At 74.0% G+C, this 12,368-nt stretch carries 8 protein-coding genes; 3 read left to right on the forward strand and 5 right to left on the reverse strand.

Features of this window, described 5'->3' with window-relative positions; genetic code table 11:
* The first annotated feature begins 1 nt into the window (after window position 1).
* The 3 genes from CP969_RS28670 (at window position 2) to CP969_RS28680 (ending at window position 7,522) form a co-directional block, all read left to right on the forward strand.
* Window positions 2-5,038, forward strand: a complete 5,037-nt coding sequence (locus CP969_RS28670; RefSeq protein WP_016824276.1) for a DNA repair ATPase — start codon at window positions 2-4, stop codon at window positions 5,036-5,038.
* 272 nt (window positions 5,039-5,310) lie between these two features.
* Window positions 5,311-6,108: an SGNH/GDSL hydrolase family protein gene (locus tag CP969_RS28675; RefSeq protein WP_004982176.1), complete on the forward strand. Its 798-nt coding sequence runs from the start codon at window positions 5,311-5,313 to the stop codon at window positions 6,106-6,108.
* A gap of 187 nt (window positions 6,109-6,295) precedes the next feature.
* Entirely contained in the window at window positions 6,296-7,522 is a 1,227-nt protein-coding gene (locus CP969_RS28680) for a cytochrome P450 (protein ID WP_004982175.1), read from the forward strand.
* A gap of 50 nt (window positions 7,523-7,572) precedes the next feature.
* On the opposite strand, the gene CP969_RS28685 is transcribed toward CP969_RS28680, so the two are convergent.
* The 5 genes from CP969_RS28685 to CP969_RS28705 form a co-directional block, all read right to left on the reverse strand.
* Window positions 7,573-8,832 carry a cytochrome P450 gene (locus tag CP969_RS28685; RefSeq protein WP_016824274.1) on the reverse strand — a complete coding sequence of 420 codons (1,260 nt, stop codon included), beginning with the start codon at window positions 8,830-8,832 and terminating at the stop codon, window positions 7,573-7,575.
* A complete protein-coding gene (locus CP969_RS28690; protein ID WP_016824273.1) occupies window positions 8,829-9,446 on the reverse strand; it encodes a GTP-binding protein in 618 nt (205 codons plus the stop codon). The genes CP969_RS28685 and CP969_RS28690 overlap by 4 nt, the downstream gene beginning before the upstream one ends.
* The gene (locus CP969_RS28695) at window positions 9,427-9,783 is read right to left on the reverse strand and encodes a DUF742 domain-containing protein (protein WP_004982171.1); all 357 of its coding nucleotides are present in this window, start codon (window positions 9,781-9,783) and stop codon (window positions 9,427-9,429) included. The genes CP969_RS28690 and CP969_RS28695 overlap by 20 nt, the downstream gene beginning before the upstream one ends.
* Complete coding sequence (locus CP969_RS28700; protein ID WP_086015587.1) at window positions 9,780-10,199, reverse strand: roadblock/LC7 domain-containing protein; 420 nt, start codon at window positions 10,197-10,199, stop codon at window positions 9,780-9,782. Before CP969_RS28700 ends, CP969_RS28695 begins: the two co-directional genes overlap by 4 nt.
* 122 nt (window positions 10,200-10,321) lie before the next feature.
* Window positions 10,322-12,034, reverse strand: a complete 1,713-nt coding sequence (locus CP969_RS28705; protein ID WP_150474974.1) for a sensor histidine kinase — start codon at window positions 12,032-12,034, stop codon at window positions 10,322-10,324.
* Window positions 12,035-12,368: the final 334 nt, after the last annotated feature.

Below are 12,368 nucleotides of genomic sequence, written 5' to 3' on the forward strand. Positions count from 1 at the left end.
CATGACCACCGGCACCCACGAGACCGCCGACACGGCCCCGCGCCAGACGCCCGGCGCCGGCGACCTCCACGGCACGCCCGACGCCGACGGCGGCCACGGGACGGTCGACGCCGGCACCTACCAGGTGCTGCGCGACCGCCTCGCCGACCGGGCCGCGGAACTCGCCCGCCGCGCCGAGGCGCTGAACCGCCGCCGGGCCGATGAGTTCGGCGCCCCGGAACTGCGCCTCACCGGCACCGAGCGGCTGCGCACCGAGCGCACCGGGGTGCCCCGCGACATCGTGGCCGTGGGCGACGTGCTCCTCTTCGGCTACGGCGCCCGGCCCCGGCCGGAGGGGGACACCGCGGTCGGCGACGTCCTCGTGCCGCACGACCGCGCCCTGAACCGGCTGCCCGACGACGCCGTGCCCGGACTGCTCGACGACCCCGCCTTCCTGCACGAGTTCGCCGCCCTGCACCGCTACTACCGCCAGGCACGCCTGCTGCGGCTGCGCCGGGTCGAGGGCAAGCTGCTCGCCGTCTTCCAGACCGGCGAGAAGGTCGGCGACATCCGCGTCCTGCGCTGGTCGGTGTCCGAGGACGGCCGGGCCGCGTTCCTGGACGCGCGCGGCGACCGCGACCACGCGGCCGCCCCGCCGGACGACATCGACTGGACGCCCACCACCCGCGAGGACCACGTCCTCGGCCGCCATCCGCACGTCTCGGTCCAGGGCGAGGTCTTCGTCGACACCCTCGGCGGCACCCTCACCGTCAAGACCGAGAACGACACCGGCACCGCCGAGGGCATCCACACCGAACCGGTCGACGAGCCCCTGCAGTCCCTCGCCGACGCCGAGATCGCCCACGCGCGCGTCGGTCCCCTGATCCTGCTGCGGATCCTGCCCTACAAGGAGACCGCGCACCGCTACCTGGTCTTCCACACCCTCACCCGGTCCGTCGTCCGCCTCGACGGCATCGGACAGGGCTGCCGCCGGCTCCCCGAGGACCAGGGCATCGTGTTCCCCGGCGGCTACTGCCTGGCCGCCGGCCCCCACAAGACGTACGAACTCGACACCGACGGCATGGAGTTCGAGCGCGAGGTGCGCTCGCCGTACGGCGAGGACGTGCTGTACGCGTTCCACGCGCCCGAGCGCGGACGCGGACTGCTGCTGTCGTACAACCTGATCCGCGAGGCGGTCGCCACTCCGCTGACCTGCCACGGCTGGGCGCTGTTCGACGACGGACTGCTCGCCCTGCTGCGGCCCGACGGCGACGAACCCGCCCGCGTCCACCCCCTCCAGCTGTGGCACTCGCCCTACGTCTCCGACACCCACGCCGCCGCCCTGCCCGCCGACGGGAGCGCGCTGGCCCGGGTCGGCAACGCCGACCTCGTACGGGGCGTCTCCGACTGCCTGTCGCTGGCCCGCTCCGTCACCGAGACCACCCCCACCGCCGAGGTGTACGCGGCCCTGGCGGCCGCCTGCGTCCGCGCCCTGGACACCCACCACTGGCTGGGCGAGGACGAACTCGGCGACCTGCGCACCCCCCTGGAGCAGGTGCGGGAGGCCGCCGAGCAGGTGCTGGTCGAGTTCGAGACCGTGCGGGACCTCACCCGCCGGGCCGCCGACGCGCTGGAGGAGGCGGCGGACCGGATCGCCTCGGTGGTGCGCCGGCTGCGCGGCGAGCAGCCCCGCGAGGCCGCCGCCTGGGTCACGGGCCTGACCGAACTGCGCCACGCCCAGGGCCACTTGCTGACCCTGAAGGACATGCGGTACGCGGACCGCGCCCGCATCGACGACCTGGCCGCCCGGGCCGAGACGGACCTCGCCTCCTTCGGCCGGCGCGCGGTCGCCTTCCTGGCCCGGGAGGACGCCTTCGCCCGGCACCACGCCGACGTCGAACGGCTCGTCGCCGACGCCGAGTCGATCACCACCGCCGCCGAGGCCGGCCCGGTCACCGCCCGCCTGGAGGAACTCGCCGACGGACTGCGCACGGTGACCGAGGTCGTCGCCGGCCTCGACATCGGCGACGCCACCGTCCGCACCGCGGTCCTGGAACGGGTCGCCGAGGCCCTGGGCGGCGTCAACCGCGCCCGCGCCACCCTCGACGCCCGCCGCCGCGGACTCCTCGACCGGGAGGCGCGTGCCGGGTTCGCCGCCGAACTCGCCCTGCTCGGCCAGACGGTCACCGGCGCGCTCGCGGCGGCGGACGACCCCGAGGCCTGCGACGAGCGGCTGACGCACGTGCTCACCCAGCTCGAGACGCTGGAGTCCCGGTTCGCCGAGTTCGACGACGTCCTCGGCGAACTCGCGGACCGGCGCACCGAGATCTACGAGGCGTTCTCCGCGCGCAAGCAGAGCCTCACCGACGCCCGCGCCCGTCGCGCCGAACAGCTCGCGTCCGCCGCCGACCGCGTGCTGGAGACGATCACCCGGCGCTGTGCCGCGCTCGCCGACACCGACGCGGTGAGCACCTACTTCGCCTCCGACCCGCTCGTCACCAAGGTCCGCCGCACCGCGGACGAACTGCGCGGACTCGGCGACCGCGTGCGGGCCGAGGAGCTCGACGGACGGCTGCGCTCCGCCCGGCAGGAAGCCACCCGCGCCCTGCGCGACCGCGCCGACCTCTACGCGGACGGCGGCCGCACCATCCGCCTCGGCGGCCACCGCTTCGCCGTCAGCACCCAGCCCGTCGACCTCACCGTCGTCCCGCACGGCGACGGCCTCGCCCTCGCCCTCACCGGCACGGACTACCGCGCCCCCGTCACCGACCCCGCCCTCCTCGCCGACCGCTCCCTGGGGAACCGGCACCTGCCGTCCGAGTCGCCCGAGGTCTACCGCGCCGAGCACCTCGCCGCCCGGCTGCTGCACGAGCACGGCGCCGCCGCCCTGGCCGGCGCCGACGACCTCGCCGCGCTGGTCCGCCGGGCCGCCGAGGAAGCGTACGACGAGGGGCACGAGCGGGGCGTCCACGACCACGACGCCACCGTGATCCTCCAGGCCCTGCTGCCCCTGTACGACGGCGCCGGGCCCCTGCGCCACGAGCCCGCCGCCCGCGCCCACGCCCTGCTGTACTGGGCGCACGGCACCACGGCCGAGGAACGCGCCGACCTCACCCGCCGCGCCCGCTCCCTGGCCCGGGTCCGCGACGCCTTCGGTCCGCCGCCCGCGCTCGACGCGCTGCGGACGGAACTCGCCGAGGCCGTCGAGCGGTGGGACGGCGCCACCGCCGTACGGCCGCGGGCCTGCGCCGCGTACCTCTTCGAGGAGCTGACCACGGGCCCCGAGGGCTTCGTCATCGGCGCCCGGGTCCGCTCCCTGCTCGACGCGTTCCACGGCGCGGTCCCGACCGGGGCCTACGACGAGGACCTCCCCGCCCTCGACGGCCTGGCCGCCCGCCGGCAGCTGGTCGAGGCCTGGCTGTCCGCGTACACCGCCGCCACCGGCGCCCCCGTCACCGACGGCGACCTCGCCGAGGCCGTGGCCGCCGAGCTCTGCCCGGACCTGCCCCGCCACACGTCCGACGCGCCGCTGACCGCCACCGCGGAGGGGCTGCTCGGCACCCACCCCCGGATCACCGACCGCCGCCTCACCCTCCGGCTGGACGAGTTCCTCGCCCGCACCGCGGAGTTCAGGGAGCGCGGCGTCCCCGCGTTCCGCGCCTTCCAGCGCCGGCGCGCCGCCCTCGTGGCCGCCGAGCGGACGCGGCTGCGGCTGGACGACCACCGGCCGCGGGTGATGGCGACGTTCGTCCGCAACCGCCTGGTCGACGAGGTCTACCTGCCGCTGATCGGCGACAGCCTCGCCAAGCAGCTCGGCACCACGGGCGAGTCCGGCCGCACCGGCACCGGCGGCCTGCTGCTGCTCGTCTCCCCGCCCGGTTACGGCAAGACGACCCTGATGGAGTACGTGGCCCACCGGCTCGGCCTGATCCTGGTGAAGATCAGCGGCCCGGCGCTCGGTCACACCGTCACCTCGCTGGACCCCGCCGAGGCGCCGAACGCCACCGCGCGCCAGGAGATCGAGAAGATCAACTTCGCGCTGGCCGCCGGCGGCAACACCCTCCTGTACCTCGACGACATCCAGCACACCTCGCCCGAACTGCTGCAGAAGTTCATCCCGTTGTGCGACGCCACGCGCCGGGTGGAGGGCGTGTGGGAGGGCGAGCCGCGCACCTACGACCTGCGGGGCAAGCGGTTCGCCGTCTGCATGGCCGGCAACCCCTACACCGAGTCGGGCGAGGCGTTCCGGGTGCCCGACATGCTGGCCAACCGCGCCGACGTGTGGAACCTCGGCGACGTCCTCACCGGCAAGGAGGACGTCTTCGCGCTCAGCTTCCTGGAGAACGCGCTCACCGCCAACCCGGTGCTCGCCCCGCTCGCCGGCCGCGACCGCGCCGACCTCGACCTGCTGATCCGCCTCGCCGAGGGCGACCCCACGGCCCGCCCCGACCGGCTCGTCCACCCCTACGCCCCCACCGAGCTGGACCGGATCCTGGCCGTGCTGCGCCACCTGCTCACCGCCCGCCGGACGGTCCTCGCGGTCAACGCGGCCTACATCGCCTCCGCCGCCCAGTCCGACGACGCGCGCGCCGAGCCGCCGTTCCGGCTCCAGGGCTCCTACCGCAACATGAACAAGATCGCCCAGCGGATCCAGCCCGTGATGAACGACGCCGAACTCGCCGCCGTCGTCGAGGACCACTACGCGGCCGAGGCGCAGACCCTCACCACCGGCGCCGAGGCGAGCCTGCTGAAGCTCGCCGAGCTGCGCGGCACGCTCACCGGTGACCGGGCCGACCGGTGGGCCGAGGTGAAGGCCGCCCACGTCCGCACCCGGGCCCCGGGCGGCGCGGACCAGGACGCCCTGGCCCGCGCGGTGGCCGCCCTCGCCCTCCTCGGCGACCGCATCGCCGCCGTCGAGTCGGCCATCACCCGGGCGGCCGACCCCCGCCGCCTCCTGGCCGACCCGACGGGCCGTCACGTTCCGCAACTGGCACCGCAGTCCGCACCGCGGTCCGCACCGGGGGAGGGCCCGGGGACCGGGCGGGGCGACGAGGGCTGAGGGGGCCACGGCGCCCCCGTTCCGGACGCCGGGCGGGCGGGCGGGACGCCCGCCCGGCGCGGGGGACGGGGGCGCACAGGAGTCTCGAATCTCACGTCCCCGAGCGCCGATTGAAGGTTTGTCTACGCGCGGAGCTCACTTCACCGAACGATCATTCGGGCATTACGGACGGCTTTTCTCCAGGGAGTTACCGAGGGGTATCAGGGCCTGCTACAAGCATGCTTGCACGTTTAACCACCCCCGCGATCCCCACCTTCGAAGGGCGGACCGTCGTGTCAGTGCGTTCTGTTCGGGCAACCCTGGCGACCCTCGCCATGAGCGCCGCAGCCGTGTTCGGTCTGGCACAGCCGGCTTCGGCCGCCGGCGACAACTACGTGGCTCTCGGCGACTCCTACTCCTCCGGAGTGGGCGCCGGGAGCTACACCTCCGAGAGCGGCACCTGCAAGCGCAGCACCAAGGCCTACCCGTCGCTCTGGGCCACCGCCAACTCCCCGTCCTCGTTCAGATTCGTCGCCTGCTCGGGCGCGACGACGGCGAGCGTGGCCAGTGGCCAGTTGAGCGCGCTCTCCTCGTCGACCACGCTCGTCAGCGTCACGGCGGGCGGGAACGACGTCGGCTTCGCGGACGTCATGCAGACCTGTGTGCTGCAGAGCGAGGCCACCTGCGTCAGCCGCGTCAACACCGCCGTCTCGCAGATGCAGAACTCCCTCCCGGGCAAGCTCGACTCGCTGTACGCCGGCATCCGCTCCCGCTCCCCGCAGGCGCGTGTGGTGGTGCTGGGGTACCCGCGCTTCTACAAGCTCTCGGGCAACTGCATCGCCGGACTCACCGAGACCGAGCGCGGCGCGATCAACAACGCCTCGGACGTGCTGAACGGGGTGCTCGCGAAGCGGGCGGCCAACGCCGGGTTCACCTTCTCCAGCGTGGTGGACGAGTTCACCGGACACGAGATCTGCTCGGGCGACGCGTGGCTGCACAGCGTGGACTGGCTCAACATCAGCAACTCCTACCACCCGAAGGCCATCGGCCAGTCGGGCGGCTACCTGCCCGCCTTCCGCTCCGCGGTCTGATCCTCCGGTCGGTGGCGCCGCCCGCCCGGGCGGCGTCACCGCACCAGGGGGAGCGCCGGACAGGGCCCCCGGCGCTTTTCGGTCAACGACCGCCCCGCACCCGACCGCTGACGGAGCAGGTCTGTTCCGGCCGGTGAAGGGTCAATACCCTTGCGCGGTACATCAGTTGATGAACCGAGGGAGTCTCATGTCCACCGCGCAGCAGGTGACCGACATCCTCTCGCCCGAGTTCGCCGCGGACCCCTATCCCGCCTACCGCGTGATGCGCGACAGCGCGCCCCTCCTCTGGCACGAGGCCACCCGGAGCTACATCGTCTCGCGCTACGAGGACGTGGAGCGCGTCTTCAAGGACAAGGACGACCAGTTCACCACCGGCAACTACGACTGGCAGCTCGAGCCGGTGCACGGCAGGACGATCCTCCAGCTCAGCGGGCGCGAACACGCCGTGCGCCGCGCCCTCGTCGCCCCCGCCTTCCGCGGCAGCGACCTGCGGGAGAAGTTCCTGCCCCTCATCGAGCGCAACTCCCGGGAACTCATCGACGCCTTCCGGCACACCGGCTCCGCCGACCTGGTCACCGACTACGCGACCCGGTTCCCGGTGAACGTGATCGCCGACATGCTGGGCCTGGACAAGACCGACCACCCCCGCTTCCACCGCTGGTACACCTCCGTCATCGCCTTCCTCGGCAACCTCTCCGGGGACCCGGAGGTGGCCGCGGCGGGGGAGCGGACCCGGGTGGAGTTCGCCGAGTACATGCTGCCGGTCATCCGGCGGCGCCGCGAAAACCCCGGTGACGACCTGCTGTCCACGCTGTGCGCCGCCGAGATCGACGGCGTGTCGATGAGCGACGAGGACGTCAAGGCGTTCTGCAGTCTGCTGCTCGCCGCCGGCGGCGAGACCACCGACAAGGCCATCGCCGGCATCTTCGCCAACCTGCTGCTGCACCCCGAGCAGCTCGCCGCCGTCCGCGAGGACCGCGGCCTCATACCCGCCGCGTTCGCCGAGACGCTGCGCTACACCCCGCCCGTCCACATGATCATGCGCCAGTCGGCCACCGAGGTCACCCTCAGCGGTGGCACCGTACCCGCCGGTGCCACCGTCACCTGCCTGATCGGCGCCGCCAACCGCGACGAGAGCCGCTACCGCGACCCGGACCGCTTCGACGTCTTCCGCGACGACCTCACCACCACGACCGCCTTCTCGGCCGCCGCCGACCACCTCGCCTTCGCGCTCGGTCGGCACTTCTGCGTGGGGGCCCTGCTCGCCAAGGCCGAGGTCGAGACCGGCGTGAACCAACTCCTCGACGCCCTGCCCGACCTACGGCTCGCCGAGGGCTTCGACCCCGTCGAGAAGGGCGTCTTCACCCGGGGACCGCAGTCCCTGCCGGTACGGTTCACCCCGGTCACGGACTGAACCCCGGGGAGCGACGGGCACGGGCCCCGGCCCAGGGGCCCGTGCGCCCGCTACTGCACCACCGGCGTGAACTCCACCGGCAGCGCCGTCAGTCCGCGCATCCAGATCGACGGGCGCCAGGTCAGTTCGTCCGGCTCCACCGCCAGCACCAGGTCCGGCAGCCGATCCAGCAGCGTCTCGACGGCGGTGCGTGCCATCACGTCGGCCAGCAGCGGGGCCGGATAGGGGCAGCGGTGCTCCCCGTTGCTGAACGACAGGTGCGCGCAGTTCTCGGCGCCGACGTGCCCCTCGGGCCAGATCTGCGGGTCCGTGTTGGCCGCCGCCAGCCCCAGCACCAGGCAGTCGCCCGCCCGGATCCGCCGCCCGCCGAGCTGCGTGTCCCGCACCGCCCACCGGCCGATGAAGTTCTGCGTCGGCGTGGCCAGCCACAGCACCTCGTTCAGCGCCTCGGCCACGCTGAGCCGCCCGCCCGAGACGCCCAGCGCGAACCGCTCGTCGGTGAGCAGCAGCCTCAGCGTGTTGCAGATCCAGTTCGCCGTGGGCTGCTGGGCGGCGGCGATCACCGAGATCAGGTCCTGGACGACCTCCTCGTCGGTGAGTTCCGCCGGGTGCAGCAGCATCCGCGAGGTGACGTCCGGGCCCGGCAGCTCCCGCTTCTCCTTCACCAGCCGCGCCAGACGCTCACCCACCCGCCCGTACGCGGCGACCGGGTCGTCGCCCTCCGCCGCGTCCAGCGAGATGCGCAGGTCGTCCACGAGCCGCTGGGTGTCGGCGGCGTCGAGCGGCATCCCGCACATCTGCACGGCGGCACGCGCCGGCACGGCGTGCGCGTACTGGCCCATCAGTTCCGCCTGCCCGCTCCCCGCGAACCCCGAGATGAGCCGGTCGGCGATCCGCCGGCAGTCCCGGCCCAGCTCGAACTGGTCGACGCCGTCCAGCGCCAGCGTGATCACCCCGGCCCGCCGCCGGTGCTCGTCGCCCTCCGTGAACAGGACCGACGGCTGGTACCCCACGTACGGCAGCAGCGGCCAGTCCGGCGGGATGTTCGGCCACTGGTTCCAGCGCCGCGAGTCCCGCGCGAACAGCTCGTCGTGCCGGGTCACATAGGTGACCTCCGGGTAGCCCAGCACCAGCCAGGCCGGGACGTCGCCGTCGAGCAGCACGGGGGCGACCGGGCCGTGCTCCCGGCGCAGCGCGCGGTACAGCTGCGCCGGCGTCCGCTGGTACTCCAGCCCGGCCAGGCGCACCGCGTCCGCGGGGGCGGGGCAGCCCGGCGGGGCCGGACGGGCGAAGGATCCGGTGTCGGTCACGGTGTCGTCTCCCGGGCCATGGCCAGTGCGCGGAGGTGGTCCACGAGGGTGATCAGTACGTTCTTGCCGGACCGCCGCAGCCGCGCGTCGCAGTCGATCAGCGGCACGTGCCCGGGCAGCGCGAGCGCCTGCCGTATCTCGTCCAGGGAGTAGTGGCTCGTGTCGTCCTCGAACCGGTTCACGGCGACCACGAACGGTGTCCGGTGGTGTTCGAGCCGGTCGATCGCGTACCAGGAGTCGTCCATCCGCCGGGTGTCGACGAGGACGACCGCGCCGAGCGTGCCGGAGAACAGCCGGTCCCACAGGAACCAGAAGCGCCCCTGCCCCGGAGCGCCGAACAGGTAGAGCACCATGCGTTCGTCGAGGCTGATCCGCCCGAAGTCGAACGCCACCGTCGTGGTGGTCTTCGTCGTCACCCCGCCCGGCTCGTCCACGCCCACTCCGGCCTGCGTCATCACCTCCTCGGTGTTCAGCGGCCGGATCTCGCTGACCGAGCGGACCAGAGTGGTCTTGCCGACCCCGAAACCGCCCACGACCACGATCTTCAGGCCGGTCTCGGCGGTGTCGGACAGGGGCGTGCGGTGGGAGGGGAGCTCAGAGGTTGCGGAGCCCATGGAGCACCTCCTGGAGAAGGGCGGAATCGGGCAGCGAGGCGACGGACCGCGCCGCGCGCGGGTGACGGGCGGTGATGCGGCCCGTGGCGAGCAGGTCGCCGAGCAGGATCCGCACCACCGTGATCGGCAGGCCCAGTTCCGCGGCGATCTCGACCACGGCCGTCGGACGGCGGCACAGATCAAGGATCCGGGCATGCTCCGACTGCATCCCGGAGGCGGGCTCGCACTCGCTGACCACGAGGGTGACCAGGTCGAACGAGTCGTCGGCACGGCTGCGCCCGTTGGTGACCAGGTAGAGCCGGTCGGGGGCGCCGGTGTCCACGGGCCCGCGCGTCACGACGCGGCGCTTTCCCGGGCGGGCCGCCGGGGCTCGGCCCGCAGGTGCTCCCCGATCTGCTCGACCAGCTCCGTCATCTGGTGCCCCACCACACCGGGGTCGGCGTTCTCGTGCGCGAGGGCCGCCAGGTGCGCCCCCTCACCGGCCTCCACGACGAACAGCAGGCCGCCGTGGAACTCGGTCATGGAGTGGCGCACCCCACCGGTCCCGTCGCCGAACTCGACGGAGGCGCCCTGGGCGAGCGCCTGGATCCCCGAGCAGATCGCCGCCAGTTGGTCGGCCTGGTCGAGCGTCAGGTGCTCGGTCCAGCACAGCTTGAGACCGTCCCGGGACAGCACCAGCGCGTGCCGGGTGCCGGGGGTGCGCTCCAGGAGACTCTGCAGAAGCCAGGTGAGGCTGTTGTCGGTGGTCTGCATGGTGGCTGTCGGGACGGTGGCGCCGGACCGGCCGGTCACCGCCCGTTTCTCCAATCTCACGAACTCGAGCGGGGGCGGGCGCCGGTGCCCCGGACGCCCTGCGGGTACGCGACGGGACGGGCCTACGGAGCGGTCGCCGGGCCGGCGTCCGGCCCGGCGGCGGCCGCGCCCGCGGACCGGCGGCCGCGGTGGAAGGCGCCGAAGCGGGCGCCCGCGTCACGCGCCGGGTGCTCCGACGGGGTGCCGGTGACGGGCCGGTGCCGCTCGCGCTCGCGTTCCGCCTCGGCCATGGTGCGTCCGGGCGTGCGGACGGGCAGCCCGTTCGGTGTGGCGTCGAGGGGCCTGCGGTGCCTGCCCTGCTCGGGCGGTCCCGCGGGCAGGGCGGCGGGGTGCCCGGCGGTGGGCGGCGACACCTCCGCGGCGGGCACGGGCCGGGGTGCGGGCGGGGCGGCCACCGGGTGGCCCGCGCCCCGGGCGGGGCCCGGGTCCCGCTGCTGGGCGAGCAGTTGCGGAGGCAGCAGGACGACGACACCGGTGCCGCCGCGCGACGACGGCCGGAAGTTCACGGTGATGCCGTACTTCACCGCCAGCAGGCCCACCACGGCCAGACCGAGTCGCGTGCCCTGCAGCGAGGAGAGGTCGGGCAGCAGGCCGGCCACCGCCTCCTCGGCGCGGCGCATCGCCGCGTCGGCCATCCTCAGGCCGCTGTCCTCGATCGTGACGACGATGCCGGCGCTGCGCTCCTCCACGTACACGTGGACCTCGTCGATCGGCGGCGAGAAGTTGGCGGCGTTGTCCATCAGTTCGGCGAGCAGGTGCATCACGCCCTCCGCCGCGAACCCGGAGACCGCCGCCGTGCTCGAGGAGTGCATCCGCACCCGCCGGTAGGCGGCGATCCGGCCGACCGCGCCGCGCAGGATGCTCTCCATGACGATCGGCTTGTTCCACGCCCGGCTGGACCGGCCGCCCATGAGCAGTGCCAGCCGGTCCGTCATGAGGCCCATCTGCGAGGTGGTGTGGTCCAGCTTCAGCAGGTCGCCGAAGACCTCCTCGCCGTGCCGCTCCTGCATCTCCCTGAGGTCGGCGAGCAGGGCGACCGTCTTGGCCTGCACCCGGCTCAGGGCCTTCGCCGAGGTGACCTGTGCCGCGACGGCCCGGCGCTCGCTGAGCGCGAGCTCCCGGACGAACGATTCGGCGGGGGCCCTCAGCAGCGCGCTGCGCGGCCGGTCGAACGAGGCGAGCACCTTGTCCGCCGAGCGGCCCTCGCGCAGCTCCGCCACGACGGCCGGCAGCGTCCTGAGGGTGAGCCGTTCCAGCTCGGCGGCGATCTCGTCCAGCTCCCGCCGGGCCTGCCGGCGTTCGGCGTCCAGGGCCGCGGCGTGCCGCACCGACTCCTCGACGACGGCGGCGAAGGTGTGCGCGACCCGCCGCAGCTGCGGGTCGGACGGCGGCGTCACGCCCGCGAGGGCGTCCTTCGCGTCGGCCCCGTCGCGCAGCCGCTCGGCGACGGCGGGCATCGTGACGGTCACCAGGTGCGCCGACTCGGCGGCGACATGCGCCAGTCGGGCCTTCAGCCGGTCCGCCTCGCCGCCCCGTGTCCAGGACGCCTGCCGGGCCCGGCGGACGAGCAGGGCGCCGACGGCGACCGCGGCGGCCACGCAGCACCAGGCGGTCAGGGCCGTCACCAGTGTCCACGCGGTGGCGCCGGCCGGTGCCACCGCCACCGCCGCCCCGGCTGCCGCCGCGCTCACCCCCAGGACGGCCGCGGGTACGGCCGGCGAGGCCGGTGGCGCCTTCGCCGGCCGGTGCTGGCTGGGTGGTGCAGGCACTGACATTCCGCGGCCCTTCGGTGCTCGGGTGCAAGAAGAAGACGGGCCGGCCGGCGCATGCCGACCGCGGGTCGGGACGGAGCCGCCGGGAGGGCGGTCACTCTCCGGATCGAAAGCCTGACCCATGGTAGTCATCCCGTCGTGCGCCGGGGCGGGAGCGGCTGCATGGTCCAACCATGGAATCAACTTCGCCGGGAACGCTCCGTGGGAACGGCGGTGACGTGATAAGGCGGTTGAATGCCCGTCGGTATGCCCCTCGGTATGTCCGTCGGTATGCCCGAGCGGCCCGCGGGACGGGTCCGGCCCGCTCCTTCCCGCCCCGGAGCGGGGCGGGACGGGT

It is taken from the genome of Streptomyces viridosporus T7A (assembly GCF_008704515.1).
Taxonomy (GTDB): Bacteria; Actinomycetota; Actinomycetes; order Streptomycetales; family Streptomycetaceae; genus Streptomyces; species Streptomyces viridosporus.